The organism is Pseudomonas sp. TS_SC_3 (assembly GCF_056156225.1).
Window position 1 is genome coordinate 2,942,112 of sequence record NZ_CM149586.1, and the last position, 19,422, is coordinate 2,961,533.

General features: G+C 59.7%; 15 protein-coding genes, 1 tRNA gene and 1 pseudogene. 1 reads left to right on the plus strand and 16 read right to left on the minus strand.

All coding sequences use genetic code 11. The annotated features are described in order from the left end of the window. Nucleotides 1–12 precede the first annotated feature (12 nt). From rpsF to rnr, 3 genes are all read right to left on the minus strand, one after another. Nucleotides 13–435 (minus strand): 30S ribosomal protein S6, encoded by a 423-nt coding sequence (gene rpsF, locus AC0J6G_RS14055; protein ID WP_475248683.1) that lies wholly within the window; start codon nucleotides 433–435, stop codon nucleotides 13–15. A gap of 248 nt (nucleotides 436–683) precedes the next feature. Further along, nucleotides 684–1,439: a 23S rRNA (guanosine(2251)-2'-O)-methyltransferase RlmB gene (gene rlmB / locus AC0J6G_RS14060; protein ID WP_475248685.1), complete on the minus strand. Its 756-nt coding sequence runs from the start codon at nucleotides 1,437–1,439 to the stop codon at nucleotides 684–686. Continuing rightward, entirely contained in the window at nucleotides 1,436–3,973 is a 2,538-nt protein-coding gene (rnr, locus tag AC0J6G_RS14065; protein ID WP_475248687.1) for a ribonuclease R, read from the minus strand. The genes rlmB and rnr overlap by 4 nt, the downstream gene beginning before the upstream one ends. Before the next feature lie 215 nt (nucleotides 3,974–4,188). On the opposite strand from rnr, the gene AC0J6G_RS14070 reads away from it, so the two are divergent. After that, a tRNA-Leu gene (locus AC0J6G_RS14070) sits at nucleotides 4,189–4,275 on the plus strand. A gap of 104 nt (nucleotides 4,276–4,379) precedes the next feature. Here AC0J6G_RS14070 and AC0J6G_RS14075 read toward each other — a convergent pair. The 13 genes and pseudogenes from AC0J6G_RS14075 to AC0J6G_RS14135 form a co-directional block, all read right to left on the minus strand. Continuing rightward, on the minus strand, nucleotides 4,380–5,264 hold the full coding sequence (locus AC0J6G_RS14075; RefSeq protein ID WP_475253766.1) for a methyl-accepting chemotaxis protein: 885 nt from the start codon (nucleotides 5,262–5,264) through the stop codon (nucleotides 4,380–4,382). Then, nucleotides 5,238–6,167 (minus strand): annotated as a pseudogene (locus AC0J6G_RS14080) (HAMP domain-containing protein); the annotation flags it as partial. The pseudogene AC0J6G_RS14080 and the gene AC0J6G_RS14075, both read right to left, overlap by 27 nt. Nucleotides 6,168–6,451: 284 nt before the next feature. Next, nucleotides 6,452–7,747, minus strand: coding sequence for an adenylosuccinate synthase (locus tag AC0J6G_RS14085; RefSeq protein ID WP_090249662.1), 1,296 nt, complete (start codon nucleotides 7,745–7,747; stop codon nucleotides 6,452–6,454). Nucleotides 7,748–7,811: 64 nt separating this feature from the next. Further along, on the minus strand, nucleotides 7,812–8,999 hold the full coding sequence (locus tag AC0J6G_RS14090; protein ID WP_475248689.1) for an ATP phosphoribosyltransferase regulatory subunit: 1,188 nt from the start codon (nucleotides 8,997–8,999) through the stop codon (nucleotides 7,812–7,814). Between the two features lie 319 nt (nucleotides 9,000–9,318). Next, a complete protein-coding gene (gene hflC, locus AC0J6G_RS14095) occupies nucleotides 9,319–10,188 on the minus strand; it encodes a protease modulator HflC (protein ID WP_475248691.1) in 870 nt (289 codons plus the stop codon). Continuing rightward, the gene (hflK, locus tag AC0J6G_RS14100; protein WP_475248693.1) at nucleotides 10,188–11,345 is read right to left on the minus strand and encodes an FtsH protease activity modulator HflK; all 1,158 of its coding nucleotides are present in this window, start codon (nucleotides 11,343–11,345) and stop codon (nucleotides 10,188–10,190) included. Before hflK ends, hflC begins: the two co-directional genes overlap by 1 nt. 96 nt (nucleotides 11,346–11,441) lie before the next feature. Next, nucleotides 11,442–12,743 (minus strand): ribosome rescue GTPase HflX, encoded by a 1,302-nt coding sequence (gene hflX / locus AC0J6G_RS14105; protein ID WP_475248695.1) that lies wholly within the window; start codon nucleotides 12,741–12,743, stop codon nucleotides 11,442–11,444. 14 nt (nucleotides 12,744–12,757) lie between these two features. After that, entirely contained in the window at nucleotides 12,758–13,018 is a 261-nt protein-coding gene (gene hfq, locus AC0J6G_RS14110) for an RNA chaperone Hfq (RefSeq protein ID WP_274087234.1), read from the minus strand. 101 nt (nucleotides 13,019–13,119) lie between these two features. Continuing rightward, entirely contained in the window at nucleotides 13,120–14,097 is a 978-nt protein-coding gene (gene miaA, locus AC0J6G_RS14115) for a tRNA (adenosine(37)-N6)-dimethylallyltransferase MiaA (protein ID WP_475248698.1), read from the minus strand. Between the two features lie 28 nt (nucleotides 14,098–14,125). Further along, entirely contained in the window at nucleotides 14,126–16,003 is a 1,878-nt protein-coding gene (gene mutL / locus AC0J6G_RS14120; protein WP_475248700.1) for a DNA mismatch repair endonuclease MutL, read from the minus strand. Continuing rightward, the gene (locus tag AC0J6G_RS14125; protein ID WP_475248702.1) at nucleotides 16,000–17,430 is read right to left on the minus strand and encodes an N-acetylmuramoyl-L-alanine amidase; all 1,431 of its coding nucleotides are present in this window, start codon (nucleotides 17,428–17,430) and stop codon (nucleotides 16,000–16,002) included. The genes mutL and AC0J6G_RS14125 overlap by 4 nt, the downstream gene beginning before the upstream one ends. Nucleotides 17,431–17,437: 7 nt before the next feature. Next, nucleotides 17,438–17,905, minus strand: a complete 468-nt coding sequence (gene tsaE, locus AC0J6G_RS14130; RefSeq protein WP_475248704.1) for a tRNA (adenosine(37)-N6)-threonylcarbamoyltransferase complex ATPase subunit type 1 TsaE — start codon at nucleotides 17,903–17,905, stop codon at nucleotides 17,438–17,440. Continuing rightward, a complete protein-coding gene (locus tag AC0J6G_RS14135) occupies nucleotides 17,893–19,392 on the minus strand; it encodes an NAD(P)H-hydrate dehydratase (RefSeq protein WP_475248706.1) in 1,500 nt (499 codons plus the stop codon). Before AC0J6G_RS14135 ends, tsaE begins: the two co-directional genes overlap by 13 nt. Nucleotides 19,393–19,422: the final 30 nt, after the last annotated feature.

A 19,422-nucleotide genomic window follows, 5' to 3' on the forward strand; every position in this document is an offset into this window, starting at 1 on the left:
TAGATCCGTGGATTACTCGTCAGCGTTGTCGCTGTCGTTGTTGTCGCTGTCATCGCCATCAGCAGAATCGGCGTTTTCAGGACGGTCACGACGCTCACGGCGCTCACTGCGGTTTTCTTCGGCCTTGAGCATCTCGGACTGGTCAGTAACGGCCTCGTCGCGGCGGATGACCAAGTTACGGATCACGGCATCGTTGTAACGGAAGTTGTCTTCCAGCTCAGCCAGGGCTTTACCGGTGCACTCAACGTTAAGCATCACGTAGTGAGCTTTGTGGACGTTGTTGATGGCGTAAGCCAGCTGGCGACGGCCCCAATCTTCCAGGCGGTGAATCTTGCCGCCGTCTTCTTCGATCAGCTTGGTGTAACGCTCAACCATGCCGCCGACTTGCTCGCTCTGGTCCGGGTGAACCAGAAAGATGATTTCGTAATGACGCATAAATGCTCCTTACGGGTTGTAGCCTGCCGCGAAATGCGGTCAGGCAAGGAGTGAATTTCACTTGTTTGTCTTGCTGAAACAGAAAGGCGCGAAAACGCCTGCCATCACGGCAAGGGGCCGCATTCTAGTGAAGCCCCCCGGCGCACGCAAGGTTAACTGGTGATTATTTGAACAATTAAGCACTAACCCAAGACACCCAGACCGGCGACTCGACAGTACCGAGCGCCCTTGAGCGCCCGGCACACGCGCTACTTCTTACTGACAGCCTTGCGCTGACGCAAAGCTTCAAACAGGCAAACACCGGTGGCAACCGAGACGTTGAGACTGCTGACGCTGCCCGCCATCGGCAACTTCACCAGATAATCACAATGCTCGCGGGTCAGGCGGCGCATTCCCTTGCCTTCCGCCCCCATGATCAGCACGGTCGGCCCAGTCAGGTCATGCTCATACAACTCCTGCTCCGCCTCGCCGGCCGTACCGACGACCCACAAGCCGCGCTGCTGAAGTTTCTCCAGACTGCGCGCCAGGTTAGTCACCGCTACAAGCGGAATCACCTCAGCTGCACCGCAAGCGACTTTACGCACGGTAGCGTTGAGCGTGGCCGACTTGTCCTTCGGCACAATCACGGCCAGCGCCCCGGCCGCATCAGCGGTCCGCAGACAGGCCCCGAGGTTGTGCGGATCGGTCACGCCATCAAGCACCAGCAACAAGGGCGCGCCCTCGGTACGGTCAAGCAGCTCATCGAGCATCGCCTCACCCCATACCTGGCTGGGGCTGACATCCGCGACTACGCCCTGATGCACACCACCTTCGACCCAGGCATCCATCTCGCGGCGCTCGCATTGACCGACAGCCACTCGCGCATCCGCCGCCAGCGCCAGCAGTACTTGAACCCGCGGATCATTGCGCCCTTCGGCCAACCAAATTTGCTTAACCCGCTTCGGGTGATGACGCAGAAGCGCCTCCACCGCGTGAACGCCGTAGATCTTTTCCAGCTGACTCATGACTTCGCCTTACGCTTGCGCGGACCCGCAGTGCTCGCCGCACCGCCAGCAGAGGCGCCTTTGCGATGCGCACCCGCCTTGCTCGCCGGCTTAGCCGACTCACCCTTGGCCGTGCTCTTAATGGTTTTGCCCTTGGAATCACTGAGCAGCGACTTCTTCAGCGCGCGGCTCTTTTCTACATCGGTGTTGCCTGGCGCGGCACGCTCGCCACGACGACCAGTTTTACCCGCCGCCGACTCAAAACCGCCGCGACGCTGACCGACCGGCATGGCCGTTTTACCTTCAGCCAGTTCAAAGTCAATCTTGCGCTCGTCGAGATCGACACGCATAACCTTGACCTCAACGCTGTCGCCCAAACGGAAGCTGCGCCCACTGCGCTCACCCGCCAAGCGGTGATGCACGGGGTCGAAGTGGTAGTAATCGCCCGGCAAGGCGGTGACGTGCACCAGACCTTCGACATAAATATCTTTCAGCTCGACGAACAAACCAAAACCCGTAACAGCCGTGATCACACCCGGGAAGGTTTCACCAACGCGATCCTTCATAAACTCGCACTTGAGCCAGTTCACCACATCGCGGGTTGCTTCATCGGCACGACGCTCAGACATCGAGCACTGCTCGCCGAGCTGTTCAAGGATGGCGTCGTCGTATGGATAAATTCGCGCACGCGGCATGATCGTCGCGCCAGCACGCTTGACGTGCGGCGTATCAAGCTTAGAGCGAATCACGCTGCGAATAGCCCGGTGAATCAGCAGATCCGGGTAGCGGCGAATGGGCGAGGTGAAGTGCGCGTACGCCTCGTAATTCAGGCCGAAGTGGCCCTGATTGTCCGCGCTATAAACTGCCTGACTCAGCGAGCGCAGCATCACGGTCTGGATCAAGTGATAATCCGGCCGGTCACGAATACTCTCGAGCAGCAGCTGGTAGTCCTTCGGCGCTGGACCGTCTTTGGATTTACCGCGATGCAGTGACAAGCCCAGCTCGGTGAGGAATGCCTTGAGCTTTTCCACACGCTCTGGCGGCGGGCAATCATGCACGCGGTACAGCGCCGGAATTTCATGCTTCTGCATAAAGGCGGCGGTGGCCACGTTGGCAGCCAACATGCACTCCTCGATCAACTTGTGCGCGTCGTTGCGCTGAGTTGGGCGAATTTCTGCGATCTTGCGCCCAGCACCGAAAATAATCCGGGTTTCCTGGGTTTCAAAATCAATCGCGCCGCGCTCATGACGCGCCGCCAGCAACACTTGGTACAGCGAATAGAGCTGCTTGAGGTGCGGCAGCACTTCTTTGTACTCGCTGCGCAGCTCCTTGCCTTCGCTGCTCTTGGGCTGCTCAAGCATCGCACTGACCTTGTTGTAGGTCAGGCGGGCATGGGAATGGATCACCGCCTCATAAAACTGGTAATCGGTCATCTTGCCGGTTTTCGAGATACTGACCTCGCAAACCATGGCCAGGCGATCAACATGCGGGTTCAGCGAGCAGAGGCCGTTGGATAACTCTTCCGGCAGCATCGGGATAACCCGCTCCGGGAAGTACACCGAGTTGCCGCGTACTTGCGCTTCAGCATCGAGCGCCGAGTCGATCTTCACATAATGGGAAACGTCGGCGATGGCTACATAGAGCTTCCAGCCACCGGAGAACAAGCGCCAGTTACTGCCGTTTTTCTCGCAATACACCGCGTCATCGAAGTCGCGAGCGTCTTCACCGTCGATGGTCACGAACGGCAGATGGCGCAAATCGATGCGCTTCTCTTTGTCCTTCTCCTCGACTTCCGGCTTGAGTTTGCGCGCCTCTTTTTCTACAGCCTCTGGCCAGACATGTGGAATATCGTAGCTGCGCAGGGCAACGTCGATTTCCATGCCCGGCGCCATATAGTTACCCACCACTTCAACCACATCACCCTGGGGCTGGAAACGCGTGGTCGGCCAGTGGGTGATTTTTACCTCAACGAACTGACCTTGCTTGGCGCCGGCATTGCGCCCTGGTGTTACCAGCACTTCCTGCTGAATCTTCGGGTTATCGGCGACTACAAAGCCAACACCGCTTTCTTCGTAATAACGACCAACGATGCTTTCATGAGCACGGGAGATTACTTCAACCACGGCGCCTTCACGGCGACCACGACGATCGAGGCCAGACACGCGCGCCAGCGCACGGTCGCCATCGAACACCAGACGCATTTGCGCAGGGCTCAGGAACAAATCATCACTGCCGTCATCCGGCACCAGAAAGCCAAAGCCATCACGATGCCCGCTGACGCGACCCAGAATAAGGTCGAGCTTGTCTACCGGGGCATAGGTGCCGCGACGGGTATAGATCAGTTGACCATCGCGTTCCATAGCGCGCAGACGACGACGCAGCGCTTCGAGCTGCTCTTCAGTGGCCATGCCAAACTCATCGGCCAGCTCTTCACGGCTCGCCGGGGAGCCACGGTCAGACAAGTGCTGCAGGATCAGCTCGCGACTTGGAATGGGGTTTTCGTATTTTTCCGCTTCACGAGCGGCCTCGGGATCGAGGGATTGCCAATCGGCCATTAGAGGTAATTCACCTTATCTACACAAATTCGGTTTGCCATGTGCCTATTGAAGCGCGAAACCACTGTCCAGGTCAGCCCGGCACACAGAATAAAATTTTTTAACAACAGGGGTTTACAAGTAAAAACTCGATCCGTATTATGCGCGCCACAACGACGGGAAACGAAGTTAACCAAGTTGTAGTTGATAGCAAATAAGCAAGTTTTGCAATCAATGCCCAGGTGGTGAAATTGGTAGACACGCCAGCTTCAGGTGCTGGTGACCTTACGGTCGTGGAAGTTCGAGTCTTCTCCTGGGCACCAATTCAAAAAACCGAGCCGCTGGCTCGGTTTTTTATTGCCTGCGATTTAATCCATCACCACGCAATCAATACAGCGGGCATGCATACATGCCCGCCGAATCAGGCTTAAACGCGAAACTGCCCCAAACTGGATTTAAGTTTCTTCGCCAGGCCATCCAGCACGCGACCACTGTTAGCCGTCGCCGCTACAGCTTCAGCCGCCCGCTGCGCCTCGACATGGATCACCTCAACGCGCCCACGTACGGCATCCGCCCCTTCAGCCTGGTGCGCCGCCGCCTCGGTCGCCGCATTGATAGCACCATGCACCTCCTCTACCGCCTCACGTACCGACTGCTGCACGCGCGCACTTTCACGCAATGCAGCCAAGCCTTGATCCGCCTGCTTGCCCGCCTGCCCAATCGCCTCAACCGCCTCGCGCGCACCCTGCTGCAGTGCGCCGATATGGGTCTGGATATCTCCAGTGGATTGCTGCGTCTTGCTGGCCAGCGCGCGCACCTCATCCGCTACCACAGCAAAACCACGACCACTCTCGCCTGCCCGCGCCGCCTCAATGGCCGCATTCAGGGCAAGAAGATTGGTTTGCTCGGCGATTGAGCGAATGACGGTCAGCACCACTTCGATTTGCTCACTTTGCTTGGCCAGCCGCTCAATAACTGCCGCGCCGGTCTCGACGCGCAACACCAGCTCTTCAATCGAGCCACCCACCCGCAGCGCAATGGCGGCATTGTCATCTGCTGCCTGGCGAATAGCGCCAACGCGCTGCAATGCCTCGCGCATGGCCTGGCTTTCCGCCTGCGCCTCGCCTGCCATTTCCGCCAGCGCCTGCAAACTGCCCGCTACTTCATCACGCTGACGCTCGGCCGCCGCCTCGGCCGCCGCACTGCGCGAAGCCAGATTGCGGATTTCCTGCCCGGTGAGTGATGCCACCTCCCCCGCCTCGCGCACAATCGGCTGCAACTTCGCAACGAAGCGATTGACTGCTGCGGCCATGTCGCCGATCTCATCGCGACTATTGAGCTCGACCCGGCGAGTCAAATCACCCTCACCCGCTGCCCAGTCATTCAGCACCGCAATCAATGTATGCAGCTTGCTGACCACTCGCCGCCCCAGCACCAACGCCAACACCAGCAGAATCAAAACCGCGACCACCACCAGGCCCATACTGATGTTCCAGCGCAAACCGGCTGCGGCTTGCTGCACCACCTCGCGACTGCTCTGCTCCATGCCGCCGGCCGCCTCACGCGCCACGCTCAACCGCGCAGCCAGGGCGTCCGCACTGCTGGTGGCCGCGCCACTCAAACTGTCGGAAACCAACTGCCCACTGCTGTCGATCAGGCTGACGAAACGCTGATCCAGCTTCGCCAGCTCCTCATCCACCGACGCAGTGGAAACACCCAAAAGAACCTTGCCAATATCCGAGCCCATCGGACTGATCATCGCCTCAGCGATATACACACCCGGATCATTGGCGGCAGCCTGCAAGACCTTATCCAGCGCGCCGTCACCTTCGCCTTTGGCCATCAACGTACGCACGCGGGAATCCTGCCGATTGAGGTGACGCGTCAGCCGCGCGCCTTGCGCATCGAGGTACACCGCAAACAACACTGCAGGATTGCGATGGGCACCGCGCGCCAACTCTGTTAGCGCCGGCACATCGGCGTCCCAGATCGCCTTGGGCGCAACAGCCGACAACAGCTGCGCCAACTCATCCGCGGAACGCTTGAGGTTGCTGTCCAGCACCCCGCGAATCTGCACTTGCTCCTCAGCAAGCCGGGCGGAAAGGCCTTTGGCCAACTGCGCTTCAGTGCTGGCGGACAGGCTGTCAAGCCCGCCGCGCACCTCATCACCCGCCTTAGTCAACTCATCCACCAGGCGCGCCGTATCGGCCTGCATACCCTTGGCCAGATCCGCCTCAAGGGTTGCCACCGTGGCACGGGTTAACGCCACCGCCACGACAACCTGCACCAGCAAGGCCACGCCCAGCGCGAGAAACACCGGCAACAACAAACGACTACGCAGCACAGAAATAATGGCAAACACGGCAGACACTCCTGACAACAGTAATGCCTATAGCGGCGGGGAAACTGATTTATAAAGGCTAGCCCGGATATTTTTACGCGGACCAAAAACAACAAAGGGCCGCCAATTGGCGACCCTTTGTGCACTGCCTGTGACTATCAGGCAAACGGATGACGCAACACAATAGTCTCGTTGCGATCCGGGCCGGTAGAAACGATATCAATCGGCGCACCGACCAGCTCTTCCACACGCTTGATGTAGGTACGCGCCGCAGCTGGCAGCTCTTCCAGGGTTTTCGCCCCCAGGGTCGACTCGCTCCAGCCTGGCAGCTCCTCGTAAACCGGCTGCAGCCCCAGGTAGCTGTCGGCATCCGTCGGCGCATCAACCAGCACATCACCGTTCTGGTCTTTGTAGCCCACGCAGATACGGATGGTCTCAAGACCGTCAAGCACATCGAGCTTGGTCAGGCACAGGCCGGAGATGCTGTTGATCTCGATGGCGCGACGCAGGATCACCGCATCAAACCAACCGCAACGACGCGCGCGACCGGTGGTGGAGCCGAACTCGTGGCCACGCTTGGCGAGGAACGCGCCGGTTTCGTCGAACAGCTCAGTCGGGAACGGGCCCGAACCGACACGAGTGGTGTAGGCCTTGGTGATACCGAGGATGTAATCCAGGTACATCGGACCAAAACCGGAACCGGTGGCGATACCGCCCGCCGTGGTGTTGGAGCTGGTGACGTAGGGGTAGGTGCCGTGGTCGATATCCAACAGCGAACCCTGCGCGCCTTCGAACATGATGTCCTTACCCTCACGACGCATATCGTGGAGCACGGCGGTCACATCGGTCATCATCGGCTTGAGCAGCTCGGCGTATTCCATGCACTCGTCGAGCGTCTTCTGGAAGTCGATGGCCGGCTCTTTGTAGTAATTGACCAATACAAAGTTGTGGTAATCCAGCAGCTCACCGAGCTTGGCAGCGAAACGCTCACGGTGGAACAGGTCGCCAATGCGCAGACCGCGGCGCGCAACCTTGTCCTCGTAAGCCGGGCCAATGCCACGGCCGGTGGTGCCGATCTTGGCATCGCCACGGGCTTTCTCACGGGCCTGATCAAGGGCCACGTGGTACGGCAGGATCAGCGGGCAGGACGGACTGATACGCAGACGCTCACGCACCGGCACACCCTTCTCTTCCAGCTTGATGATTTCACGCATCAGCGCATCAGGCGCAACCACCACGCCGTTGCCGATCAGGCACTGCACGTTTTCGCGCAGGATGCCGGAGGGGATCAGGTGCAGAACGGTTTTTTCGCCGTCGATTACCAGGGTGTGGCCAGCATTGTGGCCACCCTGATAACGCACAACAGCTGCAGCCTGTTCAGTGAGCAGGTCGACGATCTTGCCTTTACCTTCATCGCCCCACTGGGTACCCAGGACTACGACATTCTTACCCATAACACTAACCCTCTTCGCAAACTGGATGCCGGCCATAGCCGACGGAAACTTTTCGCACGACCGCTCAGGCTGTCAGCGCAGCCAACTGCCAGCGGCCATCACGCAACAACAACTGACGATCACAACCTGCAGCCTCGGCGTCAGCCGCGACCTGCCCAGGCAACGCCTGAACCACGCGCTGACCGTCCTGGCGCAAGCGCACAATCGCCTGCCACAAAAACACATCATGATTATCCGGGGCCCAGATACCGGCAGGCTCGTCACCCAACTGCATCTGCCCCAGGCTTACCAGGGTTTTCAGGTCTGTGGAGAAGCCTGTTGCCGGACGCGCGCGACCAAAATCAGCGCCGATGTCGTCATAGCGACCGCCTTGGGCAATGGCATAACCCACCCCTGGGACAAAGGCCGCGAACACTACGCCGGTGTGGTAGTGATAGCCGCGCAGCTCGCCCAGATCGAAGTACAGCGGTAATTCCGGGTAGCGCAAGCTCAGCGCATCGGCAATCGCCATCAAGTCATCCAGCGCCGCATGCACATCGTCCGGCGCATCGACCAAACAGGCCTGAGCCAGGTCCAGCACTTCACGACCGCCACACAACTCGCTGAGCGCGCGCAGCATCTTGCACAGGTCATCCGGCAGCGTTTCGGTCAGTTCAACGACCTCATCCATCGCCTTGCGCTGCAGCGCATCGAACAGCTGCTGCTCGACCTCACCAGACAATTTGGCCGCACGCGCCAGGCCACGATAGATGCCGACATGGCCAAGGTCCATGTGCACATCCGGCACCGCAGCCAGCTCCAGGGTATTGACCAGCAGACTGATCACTTCCACATCGCTGGCCGGACTGGCATCACCATACAACTCGGCACCCAGCTGGATCGGGCTGCGCGAAGTCGTCAGCGCTCGCGGCTGGGCGTGCACCACACTACCGGCGTAGCACAGGCGGCTCGGCCCCTCACGACGCAGGGTATGCGCATCGATGCGCGCCACCTGCGGCGTAATGTCTGCACGAAAGCCCATCTGCCGTCCGGACAGCGGGTCAGTCACTTTAAAGGTACGCAAGTCGAGATCCTGGCCTGCGCCGGTCAACAGCGACTCCAAGTATTCGATATGCGGCGTGACCACGAATTCATAGCCCCAGCGCTGGAACAGATCCAACACCTGGCGGCGCGCCACTTCAATACGCCCCGCGTACGGCGGCAGTACTTCTTCGATGCCATCTGGCAGAAGCCAGCGGTCTACCGTTGCCATTTCGCCATTCCCCTCTTGAACCGGGCGGCACAAGCCTTGAGTAATACCAATAAAGGACAGTTGTTCCCGGCAGCATGCCGGTCAACCCCAGCAGACGCAGCTATCAATCAGACAACTGCATCAGTAGTCAAAACCTTTGCGCCCATGCTGCGAAATAAATGCGACGAAGCCTTCAGGCACCCGCGCGAGACGGAACGCGATGCCTCACCGACGCCACATGCTTCCCACAGACGCAAAAAAGCCGGGCTTATCCCGGCTGCGGCATCATACCACGTTTTCAATAAGGATCACCCCGACGGCTGCCCGCCGGGGCGATGACTTAGGGCTTGGACTTCTCCAAATAACGGAAGAAGTCGCTACTCGGATCCAGCACCAGCACGTCACGCTTATCCGCGAAGCTCTCGCGATAAGCCCTTAGGCTGCGATAGAACGAATAGAACTCTTGGTCCATGCCGTAAGCTTTGGAGTAAATCGCAGCAGCCTGAGCGTCACCCGCGCCACGCAGCTCTTCAGCCTGACGGTAGGCATCAGCCAACAACACGCGACGCTGACGATCGGCGTCGGCACGAATACCTTCAGCCAGCTCCTTACCCTTGGCGCGATGCTCACGAGCCTCACGCTCACGCTCAGAGCTCATACGGTCGAACACGCTGCGGTTTACTTCTTTCGGCAGATCGATGGCCTTAACGCGCACATCCACCACCTCGATGCCCAGCTCCTTCTGTGCTGCGCGGTTCAAGGAAGCGGTTACATCAGCCATCAACGCATCGCGCTCACCGGACACAGACTCATGCAGAGTGCGCTTACCGAACTGGTCACGCAGCGATGCTTCAAGACGACGTGCCAGACGCTCGTCGGCAATCTGCTTCATACCGGAGGTTGCGGTGTAGAAACGCTCGGCATCCAGTACTCGCCACTTGGCAAAGGCGTCAACCATCAACGCTTTCTTTTCCAAGGTGAGGAAACGCGAACTGGTGGAATCCAACGTCAGCAGACGCGCGTCGAATTTACGCACCTGATTGACGTAAGGAATTTTCACATGCAGGCCCGGCTGCACATCGGGCTGGACAATACGACCGAACTGCAACAGCACCGCACGCTCAGTTTGCGCCACGATATAGAAGCTGTTCCAGGCGACGATCGCCAGCACGACGCCAACAATAAGGGCGATCAGCGATTTATTGCTCATCAACGGCTCTCCCTTGTACGCAGCTCAACCTGACGCGGATCGATGGCTACCCGAGAACCCGCGTCTGCAGTACCCGCAGTACCCGATATCGAGCTAGACGCAGACGAACTGCGACCATCAATCATCTTATCCAGCGGCAGATAAAGCAGGTTGTTCTGCCCCTTGTCGCCAGTCACCAACACCTTGCTGGTATTGCTCATCAGCTCTTGCATGGTGTCCAGATACAGACGCTCACGCGTGACTTCCGGCGCCTTGCGGTACTCAGTGACCAAGGCCGTAAAGCGATCCGCCTCACCCTGGGCGCGGGAAACCACTTCGTCACGGTAACCACTGGCGTCCTCAATCAGGCGCTGCGCCTGGCCACGGGCTTCCGGCACCACACCATTGGCGTAGGTTTCCGCCTGATTCTTCTCACGCTGCTCGTCTTCACGGGCGCGGATCACGTCATCGAAGGCTTCCTGCACTTCACGCGGCGCCGCCGCACTTTGCAGGTTAACCTGAGTAACGGTGATACCGGTGCGATAGTTGTCGAGGAAGCGCTGCAAGCGGTCCTTGACCTCACTGGCCATCAACTCACGACCCTCGGTGAGCACCTGATCCATCTCGGTCGAACCCACTACGTGACGCACAGCACTGTCGGTCGCATGCTGCAGGCTGACTTCCGGCTGATCAACGTTGAGGACGAAATCCTGCAAGTTGCTAACCCGATACTGCACGGTCAGCGGCACTTCGATGATGTTCTCGTCTTCAGTCAACATCTGCCCCTGCTTGCTGTAAGCACGCTCGCGGGTGACGTTTTCCTGGAACTTACGATCAATCGGCGGGAAATAAATATTCAGACCTGGGCCGACCGTTTCGTAGTACTTGCCGAAGCGCAGCACCACGGCTTGCTCCTGCTCGTCGACGACGTAGATCGCGCTGTACAGCCAAACCGCAGCCAACAGCCCAAGGCCCACTAGCAGCAGACCAAAGCCGCCACCGCTGCCCGAGCTTGAATCACTGCCTCGTTTCTTACCGCCACCGAACAACCCATTCAGGCTCTCCTGCAGCTTGCGGAAGGCCTCGTCGATATCCGGCGGCCCCTTGCGATCACCGTTTTTACGGCCACCCCATGGGTCCTGATTATTCGAGTTGCCACCCGGCTCATTCCAAGCCATAGCGCTCTCCATCTGATAAAGCAAAGACGCGCTCACGACGCGTCCGCCAATGCTACAGAATGCATGCTGCCAGCGGCAAAGTCGCTGGCGCAGGCTTTATTGCAAAGTGTGTTGCTCGATAAATTCCTGCGGCTTGAGCCCCTCGCGACTGGCCAGTCGATTCAACTCAATACGCGGCAAACGCACGGCCAACAGACTGCTGCCATCGTCACTATAAGACTCGCCCTGCACTACGCCTAACGCATAAAACTGAGCACGCATACGAGCAAGCTCCTGCGGCAACTGCAATGTACCGACAAACAGGTCATGCCCCAACAGCTCAGCAATGGCCTGACGCAACAGCGGCAAACCACGCCCATCACGCGCCGACAGCCAGACCCGCTGCGGCTTGCCGTTAGCGTCGCGCTGAATTTGCGGCTCAACGCCCTCAAGCAAATCGAGCTTGTTGTACACCTCAAGCATCGGCAGGTCCTGCGCACCAATCTCACCCAGCACCGCCAACACTTGCTCAATCTGCTGATCACGCTCGGGCTCATGAGCATCGATCACGTGCAGCAGCAGGTCGGAATTGCTCGACTCCTCAAGCGTCGCGCGAAAGGCTTCGACCAGCTTATGCGGCAAATGCCGGATAAACCCTACGGTATCCGCCAAGACAATCGGCCCCAGGTCATCCAGCTCCAGACGACGCAAAGTAGGATCAAGGGTGGCGAACAACTGGTCGGCCGCGTAAACGTCGGAGGTGGTCAAAGCGTTGAACAGGGTGGATTTGCCGGCGTTGGTGTAGCCCACCAGTGATACCGAAGGTATATCGGCACGCTGGCGACCGCGCCGCGCTTGCTCGCGCTGGCTACGCACCTTTTCAAGCTTCTGCTTGATCTGGCGAATGCGCACGCGCAACAGGCGACGGTCGGTTTCTAACTGCGTCTCACCCGGGCCGCGCAGGCCGACACCACCTTTTTGCCGCTCAAGGTGGGTCCAGCCGCGCACCAACCGCGTACTCATGTGATCGAGTTGGGCCAGCTCGACCTGCAACTTGCCTTCATGGGTACGCGCCCGCTGGGCGAAAATATCGAGGATCAGCCCCGTACGATCGAGCACGCGACACTCGAACGCGCGCTCAAGGTTGCGCTCCTGGCTGGGCGTTAGCACATGATTGAAGATAACCAGGTCAGCTTCACAGGCTTTGACCTGGTCACGTAACTCTTCAACCTTGCCGCTGCCGATCAGGTACTTAGCTGTAAGCCGATTGCTTGGGATACTGAAAAACGCGACAGTTTCAGCGCCAGCGGAAAGCGCTAGCTCCTGAAACTCCTGCGGATCTTCGCGCACCTCAGGATTTTGGCCGTCCAGATGAACCAAAATGGCCCGATCTCCACCTTCATGGCGCTCGAAGAACAATGCAGCCTCCTAAATTAAGCGTTACCCAGCTCAGCTTCAGCTTGCTCGGTTTCACTCGCACTCGGCAAACGCACCGGGCGGCTAGGCACCACAGTGGAAATTGCATGCTTGTAAACCATTTGGCTGACGGTGTTTTTCAGCAGAATCACAAACTGGTCAAACGATTCGATCTGGCCTTGCAGCTTGATGCCGTTGACCAGATAAATAGAAACGGGGACGCGTTCCTTACGCAAGGTATTCAGGTAAGGGTCTTGTAGCGAATGCCCTTTTGACATGTGCCGCACTCCTTTAAGGATCAATTTTCAGTAATTTTAGTAAGTCAGTAAACGGCTTAAGGCCGTCATACCCCCAAGGATAGACGGCCAACGGCAAGGTCTCAGTTCAATATGGAGACCGCTGCCAAGTATTTCAAGGCACGCGGCAGATTGTCACAGTCAGCACTGCCAAGCCAATGCACATCCTGTGGCCAGCCACGCAACCAGGTGAACTGTCGCTTGGCCAGCTGGCGCGTGGCGATAATGCCGCGCTCCTGCATCTGCTCAGCGTCAAAGTTGCCATCCAGGTAATCCCAGACTTGCCGGTAACCTACCGCCCGTATAGACGGCAAGCCAACGTGTAAGTCACTTCGCTGACGCAGACCTTCGACCTCGGCAACCAACCCCTGTTCCAACATCAAACGAAATCGCAGGGCAATTCGCTCATGCAACAGCTGCCTTTGCGCCGGGGCAATGGCCAGTTGCGCGACAGTATAGGGGAATTGACTGCCCGCCGATGCGCCGCCCGCAGTATTTTCTGCCGCCTGGCGCAGGCGATGGGCCGTCATGCTTTCGCCACTCACATGGTAGACCTCAAGAGCGCGAATCAGACGCTGCGGGTCATTGGGGTGAATACGCGCCGCTGACTCAGGATCGACCGCATGCAACTCAGCATGCAACACCCTCCAACCCTCATGCTGCGCACGCGCCTCCAGCGTAGCTCGCAGCGCTGCATCAGCGCTAGGCATCTGCGCCAAGCCCTCGAGCAATGCTTTGAAATACATCATGGTGCCGCCGACCAGCAGCGGGATGCGCCCACGCGCTGTGATCTCAGCCATCGCCGCCAACGCGTCGCTACGAAACTCTGCCGCCGAGTAGCTCTCAGCCGGGTCACGGATATCGATCAAACGATGTGGAAACTCGGCCAATGTCGCCTTATCCGGCTTGGCCGTGCCGATGTCCATACCGCGGTAAATCAGCGCCGAATCCACGCTAATCAACTCGCAGGGCAGCACCCGCGCCAACTCGATAGCCAGATCGGTTTTACCGGCCGCAGTTGGGCCCATCAGAAAAATCGCCGGAGGCAGGCGCTCGGACATGCTGAAAAACCTCTAAATGGCGCGACGCTTAGCGGCCGCGCAGGAACAGCTTATCGAGGTCGTCCATGCCCATCTGCGTCCAGGTTGGACGCCCATGATTGCATTGACCACTGCGTTCGGTGTGCTCCATATCACGCAGCAAGGCATTCATTTCCGGCAGCGTGAGACGTCGGTTGGCGCGCACAGCGCCGTGGCACGCCATGGTGCCGAGCAGCTCGTTGAGGTGTGCCTGAATGCGGTCAGTGGTGCCGTATTCGAGTAAGTCACCAAGCACATCCTGCACCAGACGAGTGGCTTCGGCCTGCTTGAGCAATGCAGGGATCTGCCGAATCGCCAGGGTTTCCGGGCCCAAACGCTGCAACTCAAAGCCAAGCCGCTGGAACCACTCGGCATGTTCTTCGGCGCAGTCCGCTTCACGCTGGCTGACGGCAATCGACTCCGGCACCAGCAACGGCTGGCCGCGCAGGCCTTCGCTGGCCATGGCCACCTTAAGCCGCTCGTAAGTGATGCGTTCATGGGCGGCGTGCATGTCCACCACCACCAGCCCTTGAACGTTCTCAGCCAGGATGTAGATGCCTTTGAGCTGAGCAATGGCATAGCCCAGAGGGGGAATGTCGCCCTGTGCATCCGGCAGCCCTGCAGGAGCCGGCGCAGTGGCCATCGGTGAGAAGAACTCACGATAAGCGCCCTGGGCTTCTGCTGCCGACAAGGCCGCCTCAGGACGAGCGCCCTGATAGCCCGCACCCGGCGAGCGCCACACCGAGGCGGCGGGCGCAGGCTTTAGCAAGCTGGCAGCCAGGCCGATTTCCCCCTGCGGGCCAAACTCACCCGCCGCCTGACCGGTGGGGCGCAGCATCTCGTTGACCGTCGCTGGGGCTGCCAGCTGATCTTTCGGACGCACCTCGCCTAATGCGCGATGCAAGGTGCCGTAAAGGAAGTCATGGACCATGCGCCCGTCACGGAAGCGCACTTCATGCTTGGTCGGGTGCACGTTGACATCGACCACCGAGGGGTCGATTTCCAAAAACAGCACGAAGGTCGGATGACGACCGTTGAACAACACGTCGCGGTAAGCCTGACGCACTGCGTGGGCGACCAGCTTGTCGCGCACCATACGCCCGTTCACGTAGAAGTACTGCAAGTCCGCCTGACTGCGGGAAAAAGTCGGCAAGCCAACCCAGCCCCACAGATGCAGGCCATTGCGCTCAATATCAATCGGCAACGCCTGCTCGAGAAATGCTGGGCCGCAGACCGACGCCACCCGCCGTGCGCGGCTCTGCTCATCCGGCGCCTCATGCAGACCCAGCACGGTTTTACCGTTATGACGCAGATGGAAAGCTACATCGAAACGCGCCAGGGCCAGGCGTTTGATCACTTCCTGCAGGTGATCGAATTCGGTTTTTTCGGTCTTGAGAAACTTGCGCCGTGCTGGGGTGTTGAAGAACAGGTCGCGCACCTCCACCGAGGTACCAACAGGGTGCGCAGCGGGCTGAACGCGCGGCTGCATGTCGCGACCTTCGGTCTCTACCTGCCAAGCCTGTTCAGCATCGGCGGTGCGTGAGGTCAGGGTCAGGCGAGCGACCGAGCTGATCGACGCCAGGGCCTCGCCACGAAAGCCCAGGCTCATCACCTGCTCCAGGTCTTCCAGTTCACGGATTTTACTGGTGGCGTGACGCGCCAGCGCCAGCGGCAGGTCATCCGAGGAGATGCCACTGCCGTTGTCACGCACCTTGAGCAGCTTGACACCACCCTGCTCAACATCCACTTCGATGCGCTTGGCACCGGAGTCCAGGCTATTTTCCAGCAGTTCTTTGATGACCGAGGCCGGGCGTTCGACCACTTCACCGGCAGCAATCTGGTTCGCCAGCCGCGGGCTGAGCAGCTGGATACGTGCGGCGTCACTCATGGCTGCGCAGCCAGAGCAGTCGCGGGGATCTGCAAGCGCTGGCCGACCTTGATCACATCGCTTTTCAGCGAATTGGCATTGCGCAGTACAACCAGGCTGACCTGATAACGCTGAGCAATCAGCGCCAGGCTTTCGCCGGAACTGACCACATGCTCACGCGGGCCGAGGGTAATTTTGCCGTTATCACGCAACCAGGCGACGTGAGTGCCGGGCGGTGGGTTTTCATGGAAGAACTGCCGCACACCCGTGACAATCGAGCGCGCCAGTGCCTGCTGATGGCTGGCACTGGACAGCTTGCGGGCTTCATTGGGGTTGGAGATAAACCCGGTCTCTACCAGGATCGACGGAATATCTGGCGACTTCAGCACCATAAAGCCGGCCTGCTCCACCCGCCGTTTATGCAACGGCGTGACCCGGCCCATATTGCCCAACACCTTATTACCTACGTTCAGGCTGGACGACAGCGAGGCGGTCATCGAAAGATCGAGCAACACACCGGCGAGCATCCGGTCTTTATCATCCAGGCTGACGTTACCGGCGCCACCGATCAGGTCTGACTGGTTTTCCGAGTCCGCCAACCAGCGCGCAGTTTCCGAGGTGGCGCCGCGATCGGACAGCGCATACACCGATGCACCAAAGGCTGCCGCACGTGGCGCCGCATCAGCGTGAATGGAAACGAACAGATCAGCGCCCTTTTTGCGGGCGATCTCGGTGCGCTTACGCAGCGGAATAAAATAGTCGCCGGTACGCACCAGCTCGGCGCGAAAACCCTTTTCGGCATTGATCTGCCGTTGCAGCTCTTTGGAAATCGCCAGAGTCACGTGCTTTTCATACTGACCTTTGACCGGCGATAGTGCGCCGGGGTCTTCGCCGCCGTGCCCTGCATCGATGGCAATGACGATGTCGCGCTTGCCATTAGGTACAGGCGTTAACTTGGGCGGCGCCTGGGTTGGTGTTACCGGCACCTGAGGCGCGCTGGCGACCGTGGTGGTCGGCAGGCGTGGCGCGGCGCCAGCGTCTTGGTCAAACAGGTCAACCACCAGTCGATGGCCGTATTGCTGATTGGGCGCCAGGGTAAAGCTTTTGGGCGTGACGGCTGACGACAGGTCAATCACCACGCGCAGGTCTTCGGGGGTGCGCTGCGCCGAGCGCATCCCGGTAATAGGGGTATTACTCAAAACCAACTGCTCAAGCTGAGTGGCCAACTTGGCGCCATTTACATCAATAACGATACGATTAGGCGCAGAAAGCTGGAAAACGCTGTGTTGCACAGGGCCGGACAAGTCAAACACCAGACGAGTGTTATCCGGTGCTCGCCACAGCCGCACGCTGCGCACATCCGAAGCGGCCATTACATCGGCGACCAACCCCACCAATGCCACTCCAATTACGATGAAACGCGCGCCTATGCGCATAACCAACCCCATTTAATATTCATGCTTCGATGGCCAAGGCCGCACACCAAGCTGCGCCTTGCGCGCTGTGTGCCTGCAAACGCAGTGCCCGACCTGCGTTATGCGGGCTAATGGTAATGTCCATGTCGGCCTTTGGCAAAACGCCTGCGCCGCGCTCCGGCCATTCCACTAAACACAAGGACGCACCATCGAAGTAATCGCGTACCCCCATGTACTCCAGCTCTTCGGGATCCACCAAGCGGTATAGGTCGAAATGGAAGGCGCGCAAAGTGCCAACTTCGTAGGGCTCTACGAGGGTAAAGGTCGGGCTTTTCACTGCACCAGCATGCCCAAGACCACGAATAATTCCGCGCGAGAGGGTGGTTTTGCCGGCCCCAAGATCGCCATGCAGATAAATCACACCCACACCGCCGGTTACCTTGGCGATACCCGCCCCCAGTGCCAGCATCGCTTCTTCATCAGCGGCAAACAGCTTTAATTCAGACACGCAGACTGCTCCTGCAATAACTCACGAATAACCGCACACAACTCACTGGCTACCAAACCTCGGCCCTGCAAGGCCAAGCGCTCACCGGCACAAGCATGCAGGTAGACCGACAGCTGAGCCGCCGCCAACGCTGGCAGCCCCTGGGCCAACAATGCACCGACAAGCCCGGCCAGCACATCGCCCAGCCCGGCCCCTGCCATGACCGGATGGCCGCGATCACATAGCCACAAGCCGCCGTTCGACTCGGCGACCAAGGTGCCCGCCCCTTTCAACACACAAACGGTTTGGTAGCGCTGCGCCAGGGCGCGCGCCGAGGCGGGACGATCCGCCTGCACCTCAGCGGTACTGACACCCAGTAGCCGCGCCGCTTCGCCTGGATGCGGCGTCAGCACTGTCGAAGGCGGTAGCCGGACCAGGCCTCGCGCCAGCAGGTTGAGCGCGTCAGCATCCCACACCTGCGCAGCGCGACTGACCGCCGCCGCCGATAACAAGCTACGCCCCCATGCATCCTGACCGAGACCAGGCCCCACCACCCAGACGCTGGCAGCCTCACCCAATGCCATGAGCTGATTAGCCGACGCAACACCGGCAGCCATGACCTCGGGTAGACGCGCCTGCGCCGCAGACAGATGCTCGCCACGGGTCGCCAGGCTGACCAAGCCAGCACCGGCGCGCAGCGCGCTTTGTGCCGCCAGCAAGCCAGCCCCGGCAAAACCACGATCGCCCCCCACGACTAGCACATGGCCCAACTGGCCCTTGTGTACGCTGCGCGAACGCGCCGGCAACTGCGGCAAGCTTGCCAGGGTCAGGCGCTGCGCGGTAAAGGCTTGAGCCGCGACCAGCGCCACATCGGCCTGGAGATCGTCAAACTGCAATTCACCCAAATAATCCGCTGACTGCCCGGCAAACAGGCCCAGCTTAAGACCAATCAGGGTCACGGTTAGTTGCGCACGCACAGTAACACCCAGCACTTGACCGGTGTCAGCACAAAGCCCGGACGGAATGTCCACCGCCAACACCGGCAGCTCACTGGCATTTAACAAGCGAATGGCCTGGGCATACGGCTCGCGCACCGGGCCTTGCAGCCCCGTACCGAGCAGGGCATCGAGCACCACGCCTTGCAGCTCGGCGCATTCACCCCAGGGCTGCACCGACACACCGGCGGCCAGCGCCTGATCACGGGCCAAGGCAGCATCGCCCTGCAACTGCGCTAAATCACCGACCGCCAGCACCTGCACACGCCAACCCGCACGCAGCGCCAGGGCCGCCACCAGATAACCGTCACCGGCATTGTTGCCGCGCCCGGCCAACACTGTCAGCACGCCCGCGCCCGGCCAGTGTCGACGCAAAGCCCGCCAGATGGCATGCGCGGCGCGACTCATCAGCTCGAAACCCGGCGTGCCGGCAGCAATCAGCCGCGCGTCCAGCTCACGCATTTGCGCAGCGCTGTACAGCGGCAGGGGGAAATTGTCAGGCGAATGCGGCATGCGTGGGCTCCGATGTCTGGCAGAATTATA

Coding starts and splice junctions, on each gene's coding strand:
- rlmB (WP_475248685.1), bottom strand. CDS start 1,439: ATGAGTCAGCTGGAAAAGATCTACGGCGTTCACGCGGTGGAGGCGCTT.
- AC0J6G_RS14075 (WP_475253766.1), bottom strand. CDS start 5,264: ATGGCCGCAGCAGTCAATCGCTTCGTTGCGAAGTTGCAGCCGATTGTG.
- AC0J6G_RS14090 (WP_475248689.1), bottom strand. CDS start 8,999: ATGGCAACGGTAGACCGCTGGCTTCTGCCAGATGGCATCGAAGAAGTA.
- AC0J6G_RS14085 (WP_090249662.1), bottom strand. CDS start 7,747: ATGGGTAAGAATGTCGTAGTCCTGGGTACCCAGTGGGGCGATGAAGGT.
- AC0J6G_RS14125 (WP_475248702.1), bottom strand. CDS start 17,430: ATGGGGTTGGTTATGCGCATAGGCGCGCGTTTCATCGTAATTGGAGTG.
- hfq (WP_274087234.1), bottom strand. CDS start 13,018: ATGTCAAAAGGGCATTCGCTACAAGACCCTTACCTGAATACCTTGCGT.
- hflC (WP_475248691.1), bottom strand. CDS start 10,188: ATGAGCAATAAATCGCTGATCGCCCTTATTGTTGGCGTCGTGCTGGCG.
- hflK (WP_475248693.1), bottom strand. CDS start 11,345: ATGGCTTGGAATGAGCCGGGTGGCAACTCGAATAATCAGGACCCATGG.
- mutL (WP_475248700.1), bottom strand. CDS start 16,003: ATGAGTGACGCCGCACGTATCCAGCTGCTCAGCCCGCGGCTGGCGAAC.
- miaA (WP_475248698.1), bottom strand. CDS start 14,097: ATGTCCGAGCGCCTGCCTCCGGCGATTTTTCTGATGGGCCCAACTGCG.
- rnr (WP_475248687.1), bottom strand. CDS start 3,973: ATGGCCGATTGGCAATCCCTCGATCCCGAGGCCGCTCGTGAAGCGGAA.
- AC0J6G_RS14135 (WP_475248706.1), bottom strand. CDS start 19,392: ATGCCGCATTCGCCTGACAATTTCCCCCTGCCGCTGTACAGCGCTGCG.
- rpsF (WP_475248683.1), bottom strand. CDS start 435: ATGCGTCATTACGAAATCATCTTTCTGGTTCACCCGGACCAGAGCGAG.